Here is a 22048-nt window from a genome sequence, read left to right as displayed (position 1 = left end):
GGTGTCAGGTCTTTCGACATCGGGGGTGTCAGGTCTTGATCGCGCCCGTCATGACCCCGCGCACGAAGTAGCGCTGCAGGAACGGGTACACGAGGACGATCGGCAGCGTCGCCATCACCACGACGGCCATCTGGATGGTCTGCGGTGCGGCCGCGAACGCGCCGTCGCTCTGCGCGGACGGGTCGGCGAGCACCCCGCCGGACGTCACGTAGGTGCGCAGCACGAGTTGCAGCGGCCACTTGGTCGTGTCCTGGAGGTACAGCATTCCGGTGAACCACGAGTTCCAGTACCCGACGGCGTAGAAGAGTCCGACCACGGCGAGGGCCGCCTTCGACAGCGGCACGACCACCCGCCACAGGATCCGCCAGTCGCCCGCGCCGTCGAGCCGGGCCGCCTCGAACAGCTCCGCCGGGATCGACTGGAAGAAACCCCGCATGACGACGAGGTTGAAGACGTTGAGCAGCACCGGAAGGATCAGCGACGCGTACGAGTCGAGCAGCCCGACATTCTTCACCACGAGGTACGCGGGAATCATCCCGGGCGGGAAGAGGAAGGTGAAGAGGATCAGCATCAGCAGCGGCCGGCCGCCGACCACCTCGGGCCGGGCCAGCGCGTAGGCGAGCAGCGTCGTGGTGGCGAGGCTCAACGCCGTTCCGGCGAGGGTCACGCCGGCGCTGACGAGCAGCGCCCGGGTGACGATGCCGCCCTGCCAGATCTGCTCGTAGGCGCTCAGCGTCGGCTCGGTGGGCCACAGCACCCAGCCGCCGTTCTCGGTGACCTCGCGCGGCGACGCGATGCTCGTCGACACCACGACCAGGAACGGCATCACCACGAGGGCAACCACCACGACGAGGGCGAACGCCTTGGCGATCCGCGTCGGCACCCGCGCCGGTTCCTTCCACGGTGGACGCGCGCTCATCGGTACACTCCCTGCTCTCCGAGGCGGTGCGAGATCTTGTTGGCGGCGTAGACGAGACAGGCCCCGATGACGCCCTTGGCCAGTCCCGCGGCGGCGGCCAGGCCGAAGTTGCCGCCGACGATGCCGTGGTAGTAGACGAACGTGTCGATGACCTCACCGGCCTCGGGGCCCACCGCGTCGCGTTGCAGCAGGATCTGCTCGAAGCCGACCGACAGGATGTCACCCAGCCGCAGGATGAGCAGCAGTACGACGATCGGGCGGATCGCCGGCAGCGTGACGTGCCAGAACCGCCGCCAGGGTCCGGCGCCGTCGAGCGCGGAGGCCTCGTAGAGCTGCTCGTCGACCTGGGTCAGCGCGGCGAGGAAGATGATGGTCCCCCAGCCGCTGTCCTTCCAGATCACCTCGGCGACCATCAGCGGCTTGAACGCGCCGGGGTCGGCGAGGATGTTCACCGTGTGCAGCCCGTGGTCGGACAGCAGGCCGTTGAGCAGGCCGGCACCGCCCAGCACCTGCTGGGCCATCGCGACGACGATCACCCACGAGATGAAGTGGGGCAGGTAGACCACGCTCTGCACGAACCGGCGGATGGTCGCGGAGGTCAGGCTGTGCAGCAGCAGGGCCAGCGCCAGCGGCGCGGGGAAGAAGAACACCAGCTGCAGGCCGGAGATGACGACCGTGTTGAGCGCGGCCCGCCAGAACGCCTCGTCGCCGGTCAACAGGGTGAAGTTGTCGACGCCGACCCAGGTGCTGGCGAAGAACCCGTAGAAGGGCACGTAGTCCTTGAAGGCCACCAGCGTGCCGAACATCGCGCCGTACTGGAAGACCAGGAAGTAGGCGACGCCCGGCACCAACATGAGCAGCACCGGCCAGTCACGGCGCAGGCGCTGCCCCAGGCGGAGTCGCCGCGTTCTGCCGGGCGGACGCGGATGTGCGGTCGCGTCGCCGTCGTCCGCAGCGCCGGCGGGGACCGGACGTACGTCCGTCGTCGGTGTCACCATGGCGGTCCTCTCCTGGCGTCAATGACCGGAAGCTATTACCGATTACAGGCACAAGTCAAGCAGATGAACGGGCCTTGCGTCGGGCCGCACCGACGAAGTTGCTGTTCAAAACCCCACTTAAGCCGCGAACCGCCGCCGGGCACGTTGCGGCGTTGACGCATTCGAAGCACGCCGCCTATGGTCGCTGCGAAACGTCTTGAATACGGTTACATTGGAGGTACTCATGCGGCAGCCGATCCGGGCGATGGTGGCGATGTGGCCCGAGATCACCGGGCGGCTACTCCCGCCGGATCTGCGCCGACGGCTCGACGGCCTGGTCACGGTCGTCCCCGGCCCGCCGGTCACGGACTTCGCCGTCGCGTCGGTCGGCCCGGACCTCGCCGGCACGGACGTCCTCATCACCGGCTGGGGATGCCCACCGGTCGACGCGGCGGTGCTCGCCGCCGCACCCCGGCTGACGGCGATTTTCCACGCCGGCGGCACCGTCAAGGCGCTGCTGACCGAGGACGCCTGGCAGCGCGGCATCACGATCTCCTCGGCCGCCGAGGCCGGCGCCGGCCCGGTCGCCGACTTCACCCTCGCGGTCGTGGTCCTCGCCGGGAAACGGGCGTTGCCCGCGGCCCGCCGCTACGCCGCCGGGCACTTCCCCACCCATGCCGAGCGCGTCGACGGCAACGACGGCCTCGTCGTCGGCGTGATCGGCGCCTCGCGGATCGGCCGGCGCGTCGTCCCGCGACTGGCCGCGGCCGGGTACCGGGTGCTCGTCAGCGATCCCTACCTCGACCGCGCCGACGCCGCCGCGCTCGGCGCCGAGTTGGTCGACGTCGACGAGTGCTGCCGCCGCGCCGGCATCCTGACCCTGCACGCCCCCGCGATCCCCGCCACCCGGCACCTCATCGACGCCCGGCGGCTGGCGCTGATGCCCGACGGCGCCACCCTGATCAACACCGCCCGCGGCGCCCTGGTCGACACCGAGGCACTCACCGCCGCCTGCGCCAGCGGCCGGATCGACGCCGTCCTCGACGTCACCGAGCCCGAGCCCCTGCCGCCCGGTCACCCGCTGTTCAGCCTGCCCAATGTCCTGATCACGCCGCATGTCGCCGGTGTGCAGGGCAGCGAGCTGCGACGGCTCGGCGACTTCGCCGTCGACGAGCTGGAGCGCTTCCTGCTCGGCGAACCACTGCTGGGCCAGGTCCACCGCGCCGACCTTCCGATCCTCGCCTGACCCCGCACCGGAGGTAGACCTGTGCCGTACCGCTTCAACCGCCGACAGGCGCTCGACCGTGTCCCGGCGACCGCGGCCGCCGCCCCGCTGCCGCCCCTGAGCCGGTGGACCCGCACCCGCTCCGGCGGCCGGACCGCGACGCTGGGCGGCTGACCGTGGACACCTTCCCGCCCGGCTTCCTGTGGGGCGCCGCGACCTCCGCGTACCAGGTCGAAGGCGCCGTCGACGCCGACGGCCGCGGACCGTCGATCTGGGACACGTTCGCCGCCCGCCCCGAACACATCGCCGATGGCAGCACCGGCGCCGAGGCCTGCGACCACTACCACCGCTACCCGGACGATCTCGACCTCGCGCGGCGCATCGGCATCACGGCGTACCGCTTCTCGGTCGCCTGGCCCCGGGTCCTCCCCGACGGCCGCACGCTGAACCCGCGCGGCCTGGACCACTACCGGCGGGTCGCCGAGGCGTGCCTGCGGCGCGGGATCACGCCGATGGTGACCTGCTACCACTGGGACCTGCCGCAGCCGCTGCAGGACCGGGGCGGCTGGGCCGACCGCGACACCGCCGAGCGGTTCGCCGACTACGCGGCAACCGTCCACGACGCGCTCGGCGATCTCGTGCCGTGGTGGGTCACCGTGAACGAGCCGGCGGTCGCGGCGTGGGCCGGCCACAGCGCCGGTGTGCACGCGCCCGGCGTCCGCGACACCGGCCGGGCCCTGGCCGCCGCACACCACCTGCTGCTCGGCCACGGCCTGGCGACCACCCGGTTGCGCGCCGGGCGCCACCCGGACACCCGGGTCGGCATCGCGCTGAACCTCACCGTCGCCGTCCCGGCCACTGACGCGGCCGAAGACGTCGCCGCCGCCGCCCGGTTCGACGGGCACCACAACCGGATGTTCCTCGACCCCATCCTCACCGGTGCCTACCCTCGCGACATGCTCGACTGGTACGCGCCGCAGGCCGACCTGACCCATCTGCGCGACGGCGACCTGCAGACGATCGCCGCACCGCTGGACCTCCTCGGCGTCAACTTCTACAACCGCACCCACGTCCGCGCCGACCCGTCCGCGGCCACCGGGAACCCGGCGCTGGGGGTCGCGGAGGTCCGCCCGGACGGCCTCGCCTACACCGAGATGGGCTGGCCGGTCGAGCCCGACGGGCTGCGGCAGGTGCTGTGCGGCCTGCGCGACCGCTATCCCGGGTTGCCGCCGGTGCACATCACCGAGAACGGCGCGGCCTTCCCCGACGTTCCCGGCCCGGACGGCACGGTCGACGACCGTGACCGCGTCGGCTACCTCGACGGCCACCTGCGCGCACTGCACGCGGCGATCGCCGCCGGGGTCGATGTGCGCGGCTACTTCGCCTGGTCGCTGCTCGACAACTTCGAATGGGCGATGGGTTACACCAAACGGTTCGGGCTGATCGCGGTCGACTACCCCACCCAGCGGCGGACGCTGAAGTCCAGCGCCACCTGGTACGCCCGGGTCATCGCCGCCAACGCGTTGCCCGCACCCGACGAAGGGAAGATGTGAACCGATGACCGACCGCCCCTACGATGCCGCGCTCCGCTGGATCTCCGCCGCCGTCGATGACGGCCGCCTCGACCGCGGTGTGTTCGGCGTCGCCACCTCCCGCGGCACCGTCCTGCTGGAGCCGTTCGGCCGTGGAACCTCGGCGGACGACCACTTCGCGGTGTTCTCCGTGACCAAGCCCGTCGTCGGGCTCATCGCGCTGCGCCTGGTCGAACAGGGGCTGTTGTCGCTGGGTCAGCCCCTGCGGGAGGTCCTGCCCGGCTTCGGCCCGGGCCGCACCGACGAGGTGACCCTGCGGCATCTGCTCACCCACACCAGCGGCGTGCTCGACGGGAAGGTCGACCCACCTGGCGGGCTGCGCCAGAGCCTGATCGACGCGCCGGCGGTGTTCCGCGCCGGAACCGCGCTGCAGTACTCGAGCCTCGCGTTCGAGGGCATCGCCGCGATGATCGAGCACGCGAGCGGCCGGACGGTGGACGAGCACCTCGCCGAACTCCCGGGCGGCGACGCGATGACGTTCGATCCGGGCTGCCCGGCCGTCGCCGTCACCGAGATCGACCGGTTCGTCGCCGACTACGCGTCGTTCCGGCGGACCCGCCACCCCGGCGCCGGCCTGCTCGCCCGGGCCGACGGCCTGCTGCGGCTCGGCAGCTCGCTGCTGCGCGGCGACGGCGCTGCCGTGCACCCGGTGACCCTCGCGGCGATGACCACCCCACAGTCGACCGGGCTGCCGATCCTCAGCGCCGACCCGACGTTCGCCGAGCACGACTGGGGACTGACCTGGACACTGCGGGACCGCTCGACGACCCTGCTGGAGCGCCGCGTGTACGGCCACGGCGGCTGGTCCGGCTGCCAGTGGTGGCTGTACCCGGGCCACGATGTCTGCGTCGTGCTGCTGGTGAACAACCTCTACCCGGGCGTCCCCGGCGTCCAGCTCGACAATCTGCTCAACGCCTTCACCACCGGGCTACCGCTGCGGCGATAACCGGGACTCCAGATAGTCCCGACCGGCGGCGAGGACCGTCTCCAGCGGTTCCGCCGCCGGGTGCCACTTGCGCTCCCATTCCAGGCTCAGCCACCCGCGGTATCCGAGCCCGCCGAGCGCGTCGAACATCGCCGTCAGCGGCAGCACCCCGGTGCCCAGGCGCACCGGGGTGCGGTCGGCGGCCGAGCGCTGGTCCTTGATCTGCACGTGCGCGAGGTGCGGCGCCAGCAGCCTCGCGGTCACCGGGATCGGCTCGCCCCACCCCCAGGGATGCGCGATGTCCCAGACCGCCCGGACCCGTGGGTGCCCGACCCGGTCGAGGACCCGCGCGACGGCCGCGCCGCTGGCGTGCGAGTCATGGGTCTCCAGCCAGAGTTCGACGTCGCCGGGCAGGGTGTCGGCGGCGGCCCGGAGCCGGCGGGCGGCCTGCTCGTCCGCATCCGGGGCGCCGTCGGCGGAACCATCCGGGCCCCCGGCGCCCGCGAACACGCGCACCGCCCCCGCACCGAGGTCGGCGGCGAGCCCCGCCTCGGCGAGCAGCGCCGCCACCACATCCCCGTCATCGGACCCGGACGCCACCCGAACGTAGGAGGCGACGCAGACCGGGACCGCCGCGCCGAGGTCGGCCCGGGCGGCGGCCCGGTCCGCCCAGGGGCTCGCCGTATGGATCGGCTCATCAGCGGCGGACCGAAGCTCCAGGCCCGACCAACCGGTGCGCGCGGCCATGGCGGCGACCTCGGCGAGTGGCATGCCCGAGCAACCTAAGGTGGAGAACGCCAGCTTCATCCGCGAAATGTATCATTACAGGAACCGATTTCATTCGTTTGATGCAGCACCGCCGAAGGAGCGTTCCCAACGATGTCGAGGGCACAATCAGCGGACCGCCCGGGCCGTGTCACGATCCGCGATGTCGCCCGGCACGCCGGGGTCTCGGTCGCGACAGTCTCGCGGGCACTGGCCGGCGACCGAACGGTGACGCCCGCGACCCACGCCAAGGTGCAGCAGGCCGTCCGCGACCTCGATTACGTCGTCAACGCCCACGCGCGCGGCCTGTCCGGCCGGCCGACACCGATGATCGCGGTGATCGCCACCGACGTGCGGTCACCGTTCGTGCAGCACGTCGCCGCCGGGGTGCAGGAACACGCCGCCGAATCCGGCCGCTTCTGCGCGATCTTCACCACCCAGGGCGAGGCCAAGCAGGAGATCGACGCAGTACGGCTCGTGCGCGAGATGAACGCCGAGGGAGTCCTGCTCGTCGGCGGCGTGGTCGACAGCGCCGACTACCGGGACCGGGTCCGCGGCTATGTCCAGACCCTGGGCTCGCGCCTGGTGCTGTGCGGGCGTCCGTCACCCGGCCCGGACATCCCGGCCCTGGTCGTGGAGTACGACAACATCGGCGGGGCATACGCCGCCACCAGCTACCTGCTGTCGGCCGGTCACCGGCGGATCGCGCTGATCACGGGCCGGCACGGGTTCACCACCACCGACCAACGCGTCGCCGGATACCGCAAGGCCTGCGCCGATTTCGGCGCCGACGTCGACGAACGGCTGATCATCGCTGACCACACGGTGCTGGACCGCACGGCCGGCTACCTCGGCGTGCAACGGCTCCTACGCGAGGATGCGGACTTCTCCGCCGTGTTCACCGGCACCGACACGATCGCCTCGGGCGCTCTGACCGCCTTGCGCGAAGCCGGTCGGCGAGTGCCCGAGGACGTGTCCGTCGTCGGGTTCGACGACCTCGCGTTCGCCCAGGAGCTCACGCCACCGCTGACGACCGTTCACCTGCCGCACGAGGAACTCGGCCGCGCCGCCGCGCGCATGGCGCTGGGCAACGTGCAGACCGGTTCGGGCCGTGACCATGTGCTGCTCGGCACCCACCTGGTCATCCGCGACTCGGTTCGCCCGTACGTTCGCACGGCCGGCTGAGTCGCGGATCCAGAACGGCCGGCAGCCGGTGAGCGCGGGTCCGAAGCGGGCGGATCTCCAGCACACCCTTGCAGGGGTGACCGGGCGAACGCCGCAACCAACGCCGTGAGCAGCGGACCGGCCAGAGCCGACGCGGCGGACACCGCAACCGGCGCCGCGACGACCCGACCGACCACCGTCGACCGAGCCGACGCCCCGGCCCAGGCCGTGAGGAGCGGACCGAGGGAGGCGAGGCGACGGGCAATAGAATTCGGCTTTCCGGAACTGCCAGAGGGAGGCCGCGTGGCGCGCAAGGCGGAAGCGATCGTCGCGGAGCTGCGTCGGCGGATCGTCGCGGGTGAGCTCGCGCCGGGCGCGCCGCTGCCCGCCGCGAAAGCGATCATGGCGGAGTGGGGCGTCTCGATGGGTCCGGCGTACCGGGCGCTCACCATCCTGCGCCAGGACGGGCTCGCCGAGGCGGCGCCCAGCGGGCGGGGGGCCGTCGTCGCCGCGCGGGCCGCCGATGCCGTCGCCGAGCCGCCGCACCTGCCGCGGCTGCCGGCCGAGGAGGCCGAGACGCGGGCGGAGCTCGTGCGGGCCGCGATCGAGATCGCCGATGCCGAGGGGCTGGGTGCGCTGTCCATGCGCCGGCTCGCGCAGCGGTTCGACCAGGCCAACGTGTGGCTGCTGACCTACCTGCGGGACAAGGCGCAGCTGCAGGTGCTCATGTCCGACGCGATCTTCGCCGAGTATCCGCCGCCGTCCCGCGGGAGCGAGCGGGAGCGGCTGGAGGCGCTGTGCCGGCTGCAGTGGCAGATGTACCGCCGCCATCCCTGGCTCGCGGTGACCGTCTCCTTCAAGCAGCCCCAGATCAGCCCGCACGTGGCCGCGCACACCGCGGTCGCGGCGCCGCGGGTCGCCCTCACCGCCGCGGCCTTCGTGCGCGGGTGCGCACTGGGCCGCGACGGCGAGGCGTTCGAGGCAGGCCTCCGACGGCTCGTCGAAAGCCTGCCCCTCAACCAATAGCGTTCAAGGCACCTAGTTGGGCGAGCCGTTGAAGACGAACTGCGAGCCGGGCTCCTTCACGACGCTGCCCGTGGCCGAGTTGGTGATGGTCACGTTGGTCAGTGTCGCGCTGCCGCGGGCGCTGCCCATGGCCAGGATCCCCGCGCCGTTGTTGGACTTGTCGATGCGGACGTTGGTGATGGCCACGTTCGGGTACTGGCCGCTGCCCGCCTTGAACTGGATGCCGTCGTAGGTGGAGTCGATGACGTCGGTGTCGCGGATGGTGACGCCCGGGATGTCGCTCGACGGGGCGAACAGGGTGATGGCGCCGAACTTCTGCTGCTCACCCCAGAACACGCCGCCGCAGCGGTAGAGCCCGTTGTTGGCGATCGTCGTCGTGCCCGAGAACGCGATCGGCGAGTGGTCCGTCGCCAGCATGATGCCCGGGTAGTTCATCGTGTCGGAGACGAGGTTGTTCTCGATCGCGTTGCCGTAGCCGCCGTAGATCGCGATGCCGTTGGCCCGCCACGGCAGCTGGATGGTGTTGTTCGTGAAGTGGTTGTCGTGGCCGACGTCGACCGACTGGTCCTTGACGTACGTGCTGGACCAGACCGCGAGCGAGTCGTCGCCGGTGGTGCGGAACGAGGAGTTGAACACCTTGGAGTTGCGCGTGCCGTTGGAGAAGTTGATGCCGTCGGCGTAGGTGTCGCGGATGCGCATGCCGGAGAACTCGAGGCCGTCGCCCGGGTTCCAGTACGCCGGGGTGTCGCTGTAGTCGCGGCCGACCCAGGCGCCGACGTTGGTGTGCTCGATCCACACGTTGGCGATCTTCGTGTTCTTGCCGAAGCGGCCGTTGAGCCCGTGGCCGCGGTCCTTGCGGTTGGTCGTGCCGCCGAAGATGGCGATGTCGGAGAGCTGGACGTTGTCGTCGATGTCGAAGCCGACGTTGCCCTCGTGCGGGTGGTTGATGTTGCCGGTCACGTTCTGCGGCTCGGTGGTGGTGTAGAGCTGGGAGTACCACATCCCGGCGCCCTTGATGACGACGTTGCGGATGCCCTTCTGGTTCCACTGGCCCCGCGTCGGGTCCGGGGTCAGGATCTTCTGCTCCTGCCGCCACTGCCCCGCCGGGATCCACACGCAGCTGATGACGCCGTTCTGGTCGTCCATCACGGCCTTCTGGATGGCGGCCGTGTCGTCGATGCCGTCGTTGGGCACGGCGCCGTACTGCGTGATCGACGTGCACCCCGCCGGCTGCGACAGCTGCGGGGCGACCTGCTCGAGGTCGACGAGGTCGATGTAGTAGAACGAGGCGTTGTCGCCGCTGTCGCGCTGCAGCTTGAACTTGGTGCCCGCGGGGTAGCTCGACGACAGCAGCGCGTGGGACTCGTCGAAGAGCCGGCGCGCGTCGCCCCCGGGGCTGTTGGACAGCGACTCGGTGTCGTCACTGGTGCCGTACAGCCAGCTGAAGTGCGACGAGAGGGTCAGCTTCTGCACGAAGACGTTGTTGGCGTAGAGGCTGAGCGTGTAGTCCTGGCCGCCGCCGGAGGGCGAGTCCGGCACCGAGTTGCGCACCACGATCGAGTTCGCCTGGTTGGTGGAGGTGAACTCGACGTACTGCCCCTGGCTGGACAGCTTCACCGACGCCCGGCCCGAGCTCTCGGTGCCGAAGTTCGTGTGCCCGAACGTGCGCAGCGAGTCGGCGGTCACCAGGGTGCCGGTGTAGTTCGCGGCCTCGGCCTCGTACTCGGTGTACGGCACCGCGGCGCCGCGCCCGACCACGATGGAGCGCGACAGCGCGTTGTTGTCCTCGCGGGTCTCCGCGACGACGTTCGTCGCGTCGGCCGTGGCGGTGATCGTCGCGCCGCCCGTGACCGCGGTCCAGGTGCCGGGCACGGCCACGGTGACCGTCTGCCCCGCGTTGATGGCGCCGGTGTTCGCGTTGAGCGTCGTGGTGCCCACGACCACCCGGGTCACCGTGGTCGCGGTGACGGCGGTGGTACCGGTGTTGGCGACCGACACCGTGAAGGAGACGGCCGCGCCGGCGGCCGGGCTGGCCGGGTTCGAGGCGACCGCGGTCACCTGCAGGTCCGGGCCGGGCGCCTGGGTCACCACGAGCGGGCTCGCGGTGGTGAAGCTGTTGTTGCCGTCGTTCTGCTCGACGACCGTGTTGGCCGGGTCGACCGTCGCGGTCAGCGGGTAGCTGCCCATCGGGCGGGTGCCGGCGTTGAGGGTGACGGTGGCCGACGCGCCCGCGGCCAGCGCGGCGACGTTCGCGGAGCCCGCGAGCGACCCGCCGAGCGAGAAGTTGACGGTGGTGGCGGGGGCGGCGGCGGTACCGCTGTTGCGCACCGTGGCCGACAGGGTGATCGCGGTCGTCTCGTTGACCGCCGACGGCGACCAGGACGCGGCGGTGACCACGAGGTCCGGGTTGGGCGCCATCGTGCCGAACACCTGCAGCTCGGCGACCTGACCGCCGGGCGCGCCGGTGTTGGCGAAGAACTGCAGCTGCACGTCGGCGACCCGGGCCGTGACCGGGACGGTGATGCTGTTCTGGGTGCCGCCCGGCGCGAAGGCGTAGTCGGCGCGCGGGACGAGCGTGGTGAAGCCGGTCGCGGACTGCTCGCGGCCGAGCACGGCCAGGCTCTGGGTGCGCGGGCCCCACGCCGTGTCGGGGTTGAGCTTGACGACGAGCGAGGTGACGTCGGCGTTGGCGCCCAGGTGCACGGTGAGCGTGCCCGGGTAGCCGTTGGACTCCCAGTAGGTGCCCACGTTGCCGTCGACCGCGTTGGCCGCGACGAACGAGAAGACCGACGAGCTCGCGTCGACCGGCTTGCCCTGCGAGAGGTTGGTGCCGCCCGGCGGCGGGGTGCTGCCGTTGCGGGTGACGTGGTTGCTGTCGGCGCTCTCGGTGCCGGCGGTGTCGCGGGCGCGGACCCAGTACGTCACCGTCGTGCCGGCGGGCTGGGTGTCGGTGTACGTGAGCACGCCCGAGCCGACCGTGGCGCGCGCGGTGCCGTTGGCGTAGACGGTGTACCCGCCGATGCCCAGCGACGACGAGGACGCGGTCCAGGTCAGCTTGATCTGCCCGGAGCCGGGCTCGGTGAACGCGAGGTTCCCGGGCGCGGTCGGCGGGTTCGGCGGCTGCACGGCCGAGCCGTACACCTCGAACTCGGACAGCTGCCCGGCCGGCCAGCCGGTGTTCGCGGTGATCGTGGCGCGCACGTAGCGGACCGTGGCCGCGGTGAACCCGATGGTCACCGTGTTCGCGCTCGCCGGGTCGAACACCCGCCCGGCCGAGGCCGACAGGGTGGTGCCGAAGTTCGTGCCGTCGGTGCTGCCGGTCAGCGCGAGGGTCTGGGTGCGGGCGCCCCAGCTGCCGGTGGGCAGCTTGAGCTTGACCTGGTCGATGCTCACGGCCGAGCCGAGGTCGACCTGGATCCACTGCGGGAACGCGTTGTTGGCGCTCTCCCAGTAGCTGCCCTGGTTGCCGTCGGTGACGTTGCCGGCCCCGTAGACGTCGGTGAAGCTGCTGGCGGTGGCGGTCTTGCCCTGGGCGAGGTTGGGCCCGCCGGCGGCGACGGCGGGCTGCGCGGCGGTGAGCCCGACGGCGCCGGCGACGGCCAGCAGGACCGTCAGGGCACCGGCGGTGAGTCTTCTTCTGGGCATGGTTGTCCTCTGCTCCGTTCAGACGACAGCGCGGTCCCGGGGACCTGGCGAGCCGTACTCACGGAACGAGCACATCGGCGGATGCCCGCCCAGGTCCGGGCCGGTGTTGGGGTGTGGGATGCCGTGAAGTTGCACATCGCTGCCAACTTCTTGCGGACGGGGGCCTTAAAGGTTGCAGACATCCACCCATTCGTCAACGTCTAACCGCAAAAAGGCCGACCCCGCACCGGGGCCGGCCTCACGTTTGCGGAGGTCGGAGCGTTCGCGTGGGTCAGAGCTGGGCGCCGCCGTCCGCGCCGCCGTCGGTGCCGTGGGGGTCGGCGCCGCCGTCGTTCGGGCCTTCGCCGGAGACGTGGTGCTCGTCGTGCTCCTCGTGCGAGGCCACGCCGTTGACCACCGAGGTGTGCTCCGAGTGCGAGTGGTGCTCCGAGTGCGAGGTGTGGGAGCTGGTGGTGGTGATGTCGTCATCGCTGAGTGCCATGCCCGGTGATTACCCGTCCGGCGGGATCCGCTAACCGCTCAGCTTGCCGGGCCGCCCGCCGATGACCAGGAGGCACGTTCGACAGGGGGAAGGTGGCCGTGGGTGGTGACGACCGCGTGGTCCGGCCGTTCCGGCTCACCACGGGGCTGCTGGTCCTGGCGGTCGCCGCGGCCGTGCTGGCGGCGTGGCTGGCGGGCGTCCTCGCGCGGGCCTGGGAGGCGCCGCTGGCCGGCTGGGCGATGCTGCCGGTGCTCAGCGGGGTCGCGGCCGCCGAGTCGTGGCGGGCCTCCGGCGCGCGCGGGCTGACGATCCCGGCGCGGAACTTCTGGCGGTGCGTCGCCATCTCCTCGGCGATGCTCGGCCTCGGCGCCATCAGCAACGCCTACGACGCCCTGCACGGCCCCGGCGCACCCTCACAGAAGCTGAGCCCCCTGACGCTGGGCCTGTTCATCAGCGCCTCCGTGATCACCCAGATCGGCCTGCTGCGGCTGCCCGGCGCCCGGGCCCAGCGCGGCGGCTCCCTGCAGCTGCTGCTCGACAGTGGCACCGTGATGATCACGGTCGCGCTGGTGGCCTGGCACTTCTCGTTCCGCCACGCCGAGGCTTGGGCCAAGGTGTCCGGGTCGGTCTGGCCGGCCGTCGTCGCCGTCGTGGCCGGCTGCGCCTCGATCGCCGTCTTCGTGAAGCTGGCCTCGACCGGCATCGGCGCGATCGAGCGCGGCGCGCTGCGCATCCTCGCCGTCGCCACGGGGGTCGCGGCCGCCGCCGGGGCCATGGCGCCCGCCTACGCCGCGTTCCCCGCGATCAGCGACGGGCACGTCACCACCGCGCTCGCGTCCGTCTTCATCGCCTTCGCGGCCGACCGCCAGCGCCGCGCCGCCGACCTGCCGCCGCCCCCGCCGCTGCCCGCCCGGCGCTGGAGCGTCCTGCCCTACCTCGCCGTGGCCGCCGCCAACGGGCTGCTGCTCGTCGCGGACCAGGGCCCCGACGGCCGGGTGCTCACCGCCGGCACCGTGCTGCTCACGCTCGTCGTCGTGGCCCGCCAGATCCACGCCTTCCGGGACAACGCCCGGCTGCTGGAGACCGTCGACCGCACCGTCGCCCAGCTGCGCGAGGCCCGCGACCAGCTCGCCAGCCAGGCCGCGCAGGACGCGCTCACCGGCCTGGGCAACCGCCGGCTGCTGGCCCGGCGGATGGAGGAGATGAGCGGCACGCCGCCGCACCGCCTGCACCTGGCGATCATCGACCTCGACGACTTCAAGCAGGTCAACGACCGGCTCGGGCACAACGTCGGCGACGAGCTGCTGCGGGCGGTGGCGGTACGGCTCACCGGCGTCGTCGGCACCGCGGGCACCGTGGTCCGCCTCGGCGGCGACGAGTTCGCGATCCTCACCGACGCGGAGCCGTGCGCGGCCGACGCCCTCGCGGCCCGGCTCGCCGACGCGCTGCAGCAGCCGCTCACGGCCGGGACCGTCGAGCTCATGGTGCGCGCGAGCATCGGCCTGACCGATGCCGAGGGCCCTGAGGGCCCCGCGGGCTCGGCCGACTCGCGCGAGCTGCTGCGCCGCGCGGACGTCGCCATGTACGCCGCCAAGGACCGCGGCAAGCACCGCATCGCCCGCTACACCGCCGACCTGGACGCCGTGGCGACCGAGGACGCGCGGATCGCCGCCGAACTGCGCCGGGCCATCGACGCCGGGGAACTGCACATGGTGTACCAACCCATCGTGCGGCTCCCGGACGGCGTCATCGAGGCGGCCGAGTCGCTCATCCGCTGGACGCACCCGCAGCGGGGGTCCGTGCCGCCGTCGGTGTTCATCCCGGTCGCGGAGCGCACCGGCCTCATCGCGCCGCTCGGCGAGTGGATCCTGCGTGAGGCGTGCGCCCAGGCCGTGCGCCTGCGTGACCTCGGGGTGGACGCGGAGTCCGAGGAACCGATCCGCATCACGGTGAACGTCTCGGCCCGGCAGCTGCGCGACCCCGACTTCCCGGCCACCGTCCGGCGCATCATGGGCGAGACCGGCGCCGATCCGGGCCGCCTCACCGTCGAGGTCACCGAGACCGCCGTGTTCGACGACGACCTGGCCCTCGCCTCCGTGCGCACCCTGCGCGAGATGGGGCTGCGCATCGCCCTGGACGACTTCGGCACCGGGCACTCGTCGCTGGGGCTGCTGCAGATCTGCCCGGTCGACGTCCTCAAGGTCGACAAGAGCTTCGTGGACGAGATCGGCGCGGGCGGCTCACCGGCCGTCATCGCCACGGCGCTGCTGCAGATCGCGGACGGGCTGCGCCTCAGGGCGGTCGCCGAGGGGGTCGAGACCCCCGAACAGGCGCGGCAGCTGTACTCCCTGGGCTACCGCTACGCGCAGGGGTACCACTTCCACCGCCCCATGCCCGCGGACGACCTCGTGCGGGTGCTCGGCCTCGACGGTCAGCGGCCGCGCAGGAAGGAGACGGCCTCGGCCAGCCCCAGGTCCGTGAGCCTGGGGTCGTAGCGCGGACCCACGTCGCGCATGAACGCGTGCTCGCCGCCCGCGTACACGTGCACCTCGAGATCGTCGTGGCCGGCGGCGTACAGCCCGGCCAGGATCCGCACCCGCGCGTCGGCCGGGACGTGCGGGTCCCGCGCGCCGAAGACGACCATCAGCCGGCCCCGGATCTCCGCGGCCCGCGCGAGCGAGTCGGCCTCGTCCGCGCCGAGCTTCCCATCGTGCAGGCCGGTCGGGTAGAAGCAGACGGTCGCGGCCACCCGCGGGTCCAGCGCGGCCCGGAAGGCGAGGTGGCCGCCGATGCAGAAGCCGGCCGCGAACAGCGTCGTCACGTCGGGCCGGGCGGCCAGGTGGTCCAGGACCGCGGCCCGGTCGGCGTCGAACCCGGCGGTCGTGGTGGCCGCGGCCCCCGCCAGCCCACGAGCCTTGCCGGCGTCGTCGAACTCCAGCGCCACCCCGGCCAGGTCGCCGTGCGGGTAGATCTCGGGCACCGCCACGAGGAGCCCCTCGGCCGCGAGGCGCCGGGCGGTGCGCAGGGTCGACTCGGTGAGCTGGAAGATGTCGGTGTACAGCAGCAGGCCCGGCCACCGCGGCTCGTCGCCGACCGGCGCCACGATCCGGGTGCGGATCGCACCGCCCGGCCCCGGCACCATGACCTCGTCCTCGCGCAGCCTCATGCCGCCGACCTTACCGGCCGGCCCCGGCCCGGTCCGGTCACTCGTGCCGAGCCGGCCCGGGGTCCGGATCTCGCGACGCCGAGGCCGGCACGGAGGCGCCGGGCGGGCCGCTGACGACGAGCCATCCGCCGGCGAGCAGCGCGACGCCGAGGGCGATCGGGCGGATGAGCCGGGCGCGGGCCACGACCGCGACGATACCCGCGCGCACCGGGCCCTCCGGCCCTGCGCACGGTGCCGTCACGGGCGCACGCTGGAGTCGGGGAACCAGCGTGAGGAGGAACCGATGAGCACACACGCGGACCCGCAGGGGATCGTTGTCGGCTACGACGGCTCGCCCGAGGCGCGGCGCGCCGTCGAGTGGGCCGCGGCCGAGGCCGGGCGGACCGGCAGCCGCCTGCAGATCGTCACCACGTACGAGATCGCCTGGCCCGGTGCCTACTACGCCGCCATCGCCGAGCAGGTCGACGCGGCCCGCCAGGCGGCCGAGTCGATCCTCGCCGACATCATCGCCGAGATGCGCGACCGCACGGGCGCCGTCGAGGTGTCCGGCGTGTGCGCGCCGTCCTCGGCCGCGGCGACGCTGCTCGGCCTGGGCGACGCCGGCGCCCGCATGCTCGTCGTGGGCAACCGCGGCGCGGGCGGGCTGGCCAACCTCCTGCTGGGCTCGGTGAGCCAGCAGGTGGCGACCCACGCGAAGGTGCCGGTGGCCGTGGTGCGCGGCCGGTCGGACCCGTCCTTCGGCCCGGTGGTCGTCGGGGTGGACGGCTCCGTGCCGGGCGACCGCGCCCTCGGCCTCGCCTTCGAGGCGGCCCAGGCCCGCGGCCGGGCCCTGGTCGCGGTGCGCGCCTACGACCCCGGCATCGCCGACGACGCGCGGGAGCGGGCCGGGCTGGAGGAGACGCTGGGCACCTGGTCCGCCAAGTTCCCGGACGTGCCCGTGGCCAAGCTGGTCGCCGCCGGCCGCCCCGCCGAGGTCCTGGTGGACGCCTCGCGCACGGCGACCCTGGTGGTGCTCGGCAGCCGCGGTCACGGCGGCTTCTCGGGCCTGCTGCTCGGCTCGGTCGGCCAGCAGCTCATGCACCACGCCGACTGCCCGGTGCTGATCGTCCACTGAGGACGCCGACGGGGCCCGGAAGAATCCGGGCCCCATCGGCCATCACGACGCCTGCCCGACGCGCTACTCGACGGTGATCACTTCCTCGGAGGTGAGCCGCGGGGTGTGCGGCGGGCCCGCGTGCTCCGGGTCGGCGACGCCGAGGCGCAGCACGAGGTAGGGCCAGCCGACGTCGCCCAGCATCCGCCGCAGCGCCGCGCGGGTGAACTCGAGCTCGACCGGGCTGCTCAGCGGCAGCACGGCGGCGCCGCGCCCGGTCGCGGTCAGCCACAGCTCGCCCAGCGCCTCGCCGGCGGCCAGCCAGTCGGGGGCCTCGTCGCCGTCGCCGTACAGGATCGCGTAGTTCGCCGCGTTGTCGTGCCCCTCACCCGCGGCGAGGGTGCCCGGCACGCCGAAGTCGCGCTCGGCGACCGTGGTGCGCGGGTTCTGCGCCGGCAGGGCGCTGGACGGGACGCCGGTGCCGCCGGGGCGCTCCCCGCCGACCCAGCCCGCGGTCTCGGCCCGCATCCGCTCGTCGCGGCGCTGGGCCTCCCCGGAGTGCTCGATCATCACCGCGAGCTGGAGCACCTGGTCGCGGTCCAGCACGTGCAGCCGGGCCCCGCCGCGGCGGGCGCCGGCCGCGAGGGCCTCCAGGACCTCGGGCGCCACCGGCTCCTCGGTGACCGCGCGCCGGTCGGTGCGGCGCACCCGCAGCAGCTGCAGCCGGTGCATGTCGTGCGGATCGGCCGGCGTGTGCTCGACCGCCCGCACGACGGCGAGGGGCTCGCCGGCCGGGCGCTCGACCTCGGCCCGCCAGCCCTCGGCGGCCAGGGCCACGAGCGCGTGGTGCAGGGCCGCGCCGCAGCTGAGCACCATGAGCCGGCCGTCGGCGTCCTGCTCGCGCAGCTGCCGCTCGGGCACGGCGTAGAGCTCGAGCGTGTCGCCGCGCACCACCCAGCGCCACGGCTGGGTGTTGTGCACGGAGGGGGCGAGCCGGGCGGCGTCCGCCGCCGCGGCCAGCGCGTCGGATGCAGTGGTCATGACAGGCTCCAGTCCCGCACGTCGGGCATGTCCTCGAGGTGCTCGACGACGTACGTCCCGTGCTCGGACAGCTTCCGCTCGCACCACGCCTTGAGCTCGGTGGCACCGGCCGGGAGCCGCTTGGCGTTGTTGATGGCGTCCATGACGAGGTGGTACCGCGAGACGCGGTTGCGAACCGTCATGTCGAACGGGGTCGTGGTGGTGCCCTCCTCCACGAAGCCGCGGACCCGGAACCGGTCGGCGTCGGGGCGCCCGTGCACCAGCTGGTGGATGGCGCCCGGGTAGCCGTGGAAGGCGAAGACCACGTCGACGGTGTCGGTGAACAGCTCCGTGAACTGGGTCCCGCTCATCCCGTGCGGGTGATCCTTCGGCCGCGGCAGGGTCATGAGGTCCACGACGTTGACGACCCGGACGCGCAGCTTCGGCAGCCGCTCGCGCAGGATGCGCGCGGCCGCGACGGTCTCCATGGTGACCACGTCGCCGGCGCAGGCGAGCACGATGTCGGGGTCCGTGGTGCCGTCGTCGGTGCCGGCCCAGTCCCAGATCCCGGCGCCGCGGGCGCAGTGCTCGGCCGCGGCCTCCATCGACAGCCACTGCAGCTGCGGCTGCTTGTCGATGACGATGAGGTTGATGTAGGAGCGCGAGCGCAGGCAGTGGTCGGCCACGGAGAGCAGGCAGTTGGCGTCCGGCGGCAGGTAGACGCGGGCCACGTCGCCGCGCTGGGTCAGCACGACCTGGATGAGCCCGGGGCCCTGGTGGCTGAAGCCGTTGTGGTCGTTGCGCCACGCGGTCGAGGTGAGCAGCACGTTGAGGCTGGGCACCTTCGCCCGCCACGCCAGCCGTTTGGCCTCCTGGAGCCATTTTCCGTGCTGTACCGTCTGCGACGCCGACACCATCGCGAACGCCTCGTAGGTGGCGAACATGCCGTGGCGCCCGGTGAGGTTGTAGCCCTCGAGCCAGCCGTGGCAGTTGTGCTCCGACAGCACCTCCATGACCCGCCCGTCGCGGCCGATGGCCACGTCCGCGTCGGTGACGCGCTCCATGAACGCCCGGTCGGACACGTCGAACACGGCGCCGAGCCGGTTGCTGTTGGTCTCGTCCGGGCAGAAGAGCCGGAAGCGGTCGGGGTTGTCGCGGTACACGTCGCGCAGCAGCTCGCCGAGGCGGCGGGTCGACTCGGCGCGGACGGTGCCGGGCCGGTCGACGTCGATCGCGTACTTGCGGAAGTCGGGCAGGTCGAGGTCCTCGGTGAGCACGCCGCCGTTCGCGTGCGGGCTGGCGCTCATCCGCAGGGCACCGTCGGGCGCGAGGGCCCGCACGGCGGCGACGGGCGAGCCGTCGGCCTCGAACAGCTCCTCCGGCCGGTAGGACTTCAGCCACTCCTCGAGCAGCCGGAGGTGCTCGGGGTTGTCCTTGACGCCGGAGAGCGGCACCTGGTGCGAGCGCCACGTCCCGGTGACCTGGACGCCGTCGACCTCCTCGGGCCCGGTCCAGCCCTTGGGCGAGCGCAGCACGATGAGCGGCCAGCGCGGCCGGGTGCCGTCCCAGTCGCCGTCGCGGGCGGCGTCCTGGATGGCCCTGATGCGCTCGTACGCCTCGGCGAGCACGGCGGCGAAGCGGTGGTGCATGCCGGGCAGGTCGCCGCCCTCGACCTCGAGGACGTCGTAGCCGTGGCCTTCGAGCAGCGACCGTACCTCCGCGGGGTCCTTGCGCCCGAGCACCGTCGGGCCGGCGATCTTGGCCCCGTTGAGGTGCAGGATCGGCAGCACGGCCCCGTCGCGGGCCGGGTTGATGAACGAGACGCCCTTCCAGGAGCCCTCCAGCGGCCCGGTCTCGGCCTCCCCGTCGCCGACGACGGCGACGGCGAGCAGCCCGGGGTTGTCCATGACGGCGCCGAAGGCGTGCACGAGCACGTAGCCGAGCTCGCCGCCCTCGTGGATGGAGCCGGGGGTGGTGACCGACACGTGGCTGGGGATGCCGCCGGGGGCCGAGAACTGCCGGAACAGCTGGAGCATCCCGGGCTCGTCCTGGGTCACGCCCGGGTACACCTCGGTGTAGGTGCCCTCGAGGTAGCCGGCGGCGACGAGCGCCGGCCCGCCGTGCCCGGGCCCGGCGAGGTAGATGGCGTGCTGCCCGGTCCGCTTGATGAGCCGGGACAGGTGCGCGTAGATGAACGACAGCCCCGGGCTGGTGCCCCAGTGCCCGAGCAGCCGGGGCTTGATGTCCCCGGGCTCCAGCGGCCGGCGCAGCAGCGGATTGGCTTGCAGGTAGATCTGCCCGATCGTGAGGTAGTTGTTCGCCCTCCACCACGCATCCAGCTGCGCGACCTCGGTCTCGTCGAGCTCAGCACGCAGGCGCTGTGTCATGACCTCTCCCGTTTCCCTCGCGGCCTCCACTTCTAGGGTGACCGTAACGAAGGCGACCCGTCAGGGCCGGAGGTCCCGGAATTCCCGGGACCCGCGGCGCCCGGGTTCGGGGAGGTGACCGGCGCGCCCGGCGGCCGGGGTGACCCCCGTCACCCCGCGGGCTCGTCGGGGGCTGGTACAACGGGCGCATGCTTAGGGCGCGCCTGACGCTTGTGCTCGGCATCGTGCTCCTCGCGGCCGGCGTCGCCGGGTTCGCGACCGCGGGCCGCGGGCTGCGCACGACCTCGGTCCACGTCGGCACGGTGCCGGTGGAGCTCGTCCGTCCCGACGGCGCCGCGGCGGGCGGGGCGGCGCGGCCGGTCGTGGTGGTCGTGCACGGGTACGCCGGCTCCGGCCGCCTCATGCGCCCGTTCGCCGACACCCTCGCCCGGCGGGGCTACCTGGTGGCCCTGCCCGACCTGGCCGGCCACGGCGCCAACCCGCAGCGGCTCACCGAGGCCGCGCTCGACCGGGACCTGGCCGCGGTGGTGCGCTACGTGCGCGGGCTGCCCGACGCCGACCCGGCCCGCCTCGCGCTGGTCGGGCACTCGATGGGCGCGGCCGCCGTGGTGCGGGCCGGCGCCGCCGACCGGTCGATCGCGGCCACCGTGGCCATCTCGATCGGCGACGACGCGGCGGCGGCGACCCGGCCGGGGCCGCGGCACCTGCTGGCGATGTACGGCGCGTTCGAGCCGTCCGGGATCGCCTCGACCACCGAGGCGACCGGCGCCGAGCGGGTGGTGCGGGTGCCGCTGGTCGAGCACATCGGCGTCCTCTTCGCCGACCGCACCCACCACGAGACGGCCCGGTGGCTCGACCGGGCGCTCGGCCACCACCCGCAGCGGCCCGTCATCGCGGCCAAGGGCCGGCTGGTCCCGGGCGGCCTGAGCCTGGTCGGCGGCCTGCTGATCCTGATCGGCGCGCTGCTGTCGGGGCGGACCGGGGCCGCACCGGCGCCGCCGGACCGCGATCGCCCCGGCCTGCGCGTCGGGGCGGTGCTGGTGGCGCCGATCCCGGGCGAGCTGGCCGGGGTGGCGCTGGCCCACGCGCTGCCCAACACCGTGACCGGATACCTCACCGGCTACTTCGCGGGGTGCGGCGCCGCGCTCGTCGCCGCCGCGCTGCTCCTGCGCCGCCCTGACCACCCTGCCCGCCCTGACCACCCTGCCCGCCCTGACCGCCCTGACCGCACGGCCCGGCTCGCCCGGCCGTCCGCCGCGGCGCTCGCCCGGGCCGGTCTGCTCGCGGCCGCGGCGTTCGCCGCCGTCGTCCTGCCGGTGCACGCCGGGCTGACCGACGTCGCGCCGCACGGGCCGGACTGGTGGGTCGTCGCGCTGCTCGCCCTGGCCGTGGCGGCCCTGCTCGCCGGGGCGCACGCGCTGCTCGGGACGCCGTGGAGCTACGCCGCGGTCGTCGCCCTGTGCCTGCCGATGCCGGTGGCGTCGCTGATCGGCGTCGCGCCGGGGTTCCTGGCCCTCATCTCGCCGCTGGTCCTGGTGCTGGTCGGGCTGCACGTCGCGGTGTGCGCGGCGGCCGGCCGCCCGTGGTGGCGCACGGTCCTGGCCGGCGCCCTGACCGTCGCGTGGCCGGTCGCGGTCGTGCTGCCGGTGCTGGGCTGAGACCA

General features: G+C 73.2%; 18 protein-coding genes. 9 read left to right on the top strand and 9 right to left on the bottom strand.

The annotated features are described in order from the left end of the window. Positions 1-28: 28 nt before the first annotated feature. Complete coding sequence (locus tag ACQP1P_RS16985; RefSeq protein WP_433087634.1) at positions 29-919, bottom strand: carbohydrate ABC transporter permease; 891 nt, start codon at positions 917-919, stop codon at positions 29-31. Continuing rightward, positions 916-1773 (bottom strand): ABC transporter permease subunit, encoded by an 858-nt coding sequence (locus tag ACQP1P_RS16980; RefSeq protein WP_433090028.1) that lies wholly within the window; start codon positions 1771-1773, stop codon positions 916-918. Before ACQP1P_RS16980 ends, ACQP1P_RS16985 begins: the two co-directional genes overlap by 4 nt. 367 nt (positions 1774-2140) lie before the next feature. Between ACQP1P_RS16980 and ACQP1P_RS16975 the strand changes: the two genes are divergently transcribed. The 4 genes from ACQP1P_RS16975 to ACQP1P_RS16960 are packed head-to-tail and all read left to right on the top strand — an operon-like array spanning position 2141 to position 5659. After that, positions 2141-3142: a hydroxyacid dehydrogenase gene (locus tag ACQP1P_RS16975; RefSeq protein ID WP_433087633.1), complete on the top strand. Its 1002-nt coding sequence runs from the start codon at positions 2141-2143 to the stop codon at positions 3140-3142. Positions 3143-3163: 21 nt separating this feature from the next. Then, the gene (locus ACQP1P_RS16970) at positions 3164-3295 is read left to right on the top strand and encodes a hypothetical protein (protein WP_433090489.1); all 132 of its coding nucleotides are present in this window, start codon (positions 3164-3166) and stop codon (positions 3293-3295) included. Beyond that, on the top strand, positions 3292-4674 hold the full coding sequence (locus ACQP1P_RS16965) for a GH1 family beta-glucosidase (protein WP_433090026.1): 1383 nt from the start codon (positions 3292-3294) through the stop codon (positions 4672-4674). Before ACQP1P_RS16970 ends, ACQP1P_RS16965 begins: the two co-directional genes overlap by 4 nt. Before the next feature lie 4 nt (positions 4675-4678). Then, entirely contained in the window at positions 4679-5659 is a 981-nt protein-coding gene (locus tag ACQP1P_RS16960; protein ID WP_433087632.1) for a serine hydrolase domain-containing protein, read from the top strand. Here the strand turns inward: ACQP1P_RS16960 and ACQP1P_RS16955 are convergent. Further along, positions 5642-6445 (bottom strand): sugar phosphate isomerase/epimerase family protein, encoded by an 804-nt coding sequence (locus ACQP1P_RS16955; RefSeq protein WP_433087631.1) that lies wholly within the window; start codon positions 6443-6445, stop codon positions 5642-5644. The genes ACQP1P_RS16960 and ACQP1P_RS16955 overlap by 18 nt on opposite strands. A 72-nt stretch (positions 6446-6517) precedes the next feature. Between ACQP1P_RS16955 and ACQP1P_RS16950 the strand changes: the two genes are divergently transcribed. Together ACQP1P_RS16950 and ACQP1P_RS16945 are read left to right on the top strand one after the other, a co-directional pair. Beyond that, positions 6518-7588, top strand: coding sequence for a LacI family DNA-binding transcriptional regulator (locus tag ACQP1P_RS16950; RefSeq protein WP_433087630.1), 1071 nt, complete (start codon positions 6518-6520; stop codon positions 7586-7588). A gap of 282 nt (positions 7589-7870) precedes the next feature. Then, entirely contained in the window at positions 7871-8593 is a 723-nt protein-coding gene (locus ACQP1P_RS16945) for a GntR family transcriptional regulator (RefSeq protein WP_433087629.1), read from the top strand. 12 nt (positions 8594-8605) lie between these two features. On the opposite strand, the gene ACQP1P_RS16940 is transcribed toward ACQP1P_RS16945, so the two are convergent. Continuing rightward, positions 8606-12238, bottom strand: a complete 3633-nt coding sequence (locus tag ACQP1P_RS16940) for a CARDB domain-containing protein (protein WP_433087628.1) — start codon at positions 12236-12238, stop codon at positions 8606-8608. A 271-nt stretch (positions 12239-12509) separates the two neighbouring features. After that, on the bottom strand, positions 12510-12719 hold the full coding sequence (locus tag ACQP1P_RS16935; RefSeq protein ID WP_350612956.1) for a hypothetical protein: 210 nt from the start codon (positions 12717-12719) through the stop codon (positions 12510-12512). A 98-nt stretch (positions 12720-12817) separates the two neighbouring features. Between ACQP1P_RS16935 and ACQP1P_RS16930 the strand changes: the two genes are divergently transcribed. After that, the gene (locus ACQP1P_RS16930) at positions 12818-15214 is read left to right on the top strand and encodes a putative bifunctional diguanylate cyclase/phosphodiesterase (protein WP_433087627.1); all 2397 of its coding nucleotides are present in this window, start codon (positions 12818-12820) and stop codon (positions 15212-15214) included. On the opposite strand, the gene ACQP1P_RS16925 is transcribed toward ACQP1P_RS16930, so the two are convergent. Together ACQP1P_RS16925 and ACQP1P_RS16920 are read right to left on the bottom strand one after the other, a co-directional pair. Next, on the bottom strand, positions 15151-15885 hold the full coding sequence (locus ACQP1P_RS16925) for a dienelactone hydrolase family protein (protein ID WP_433087626.1): 735 nt from the start codon (positions 15883-15885) through the stop codon (positions 15151-15153). The genes ACQP1P_RS16930 and ACQP1P_RS16925 overlap by 64 nt on opposite strands. A 37-nt stretch (positions 15886-15922) precedes the next feature. Next, positions 15923-16093, bottom strand: coding sequence for a hypothetical protein (locus tag ACQP1P_RS16920; protein ID WP_433087625.1), 171 nt, complete (start codon positions 16091-16093; stop codon positions 15923-15925). Between the two features lie 75 nt (positions 16094-16168). On the opposite strand from ACQP1P_RS16920, the gene ACQP1P_RS16915 reads away from it, so the two are divergent. Next, the gene (locus ACQP1P_RS16915) at positions 16169-16999 is read left to right on the top strand and encodes a universal stress protein (protein WP_433087624.1); all 831 of its coding nucleotides are present in this window, start codon (positions 16169-16171) and stop codon (positions 16997-16999) included. A 63-nt stretch (positions 17000-17062) separates the two neighbouring features. Here the strand turns inward: ACQP1P_RS16915 and ACQP1P_RS16910 are convergent, their stop codons facing one another. Together ACQP1P_RS16910 and ACQP1P_RS16905 are read right to left on the bottom strand one after the other, a co-directional pair. Next, positions 17063-18019 carry an Acg family FMN-binding oxidoreductase gene (locus ACQP1P_RS16910; RefSeq protein WP_433087623.1) on the bottom strand — a complete coding sequence of 319 codons (957 nt, stop codon included), beginning with the start codon at positions 18017-18019 and terminating at the stop codon, positions 17063-17065. After that, positions 18016-20385: a phosphoketolase family protein gene (locus tag ACQP1P_RS16905; RefSeq protein ID WP_433087622.1), complete on the bottom strand. Its 2370-nt coding sequence runs from the start codon at positions 20383-20385 to the stop codon at positions 18016-18018. Before ACQP1P_RS16905 ends, ACQP1P_RS16910 begins: the two co-directional genes overlap by 4 nt. Before the next feature lie 188 nt (positions 20386-20573). Here ACQP1P_RS16905 and ACQP1P_RS16900 point away from each other — a divergent pair, with 188 nt between their 5' ends. Continuing rightward, complete coding sequence (locus ACQP1P_RS16900; protein WP_433087621.1) at positions 20574-22043, top strand: alpha/beta hydrolase; 1470 nt, start codon at positions 20574-20576, stop codon at positions 22041-22043. The last annotated feature ends 5 nt before the right edge of the window (positions 22044-22048 follow it).

Source organism: Dactylosporangium sp. CA-052675 (genome assembly GCF_050947935.1).
GTDB lineage: Bacteria > Actinomycetota > Actinomycetes > Mycobacteriales > Micromonosporaceae > Dactylosporangium.
Note: the sequence above shows the minus strand (reverse complement) of the source record. Positions and strands in the feature narration are given on the sequence as shown.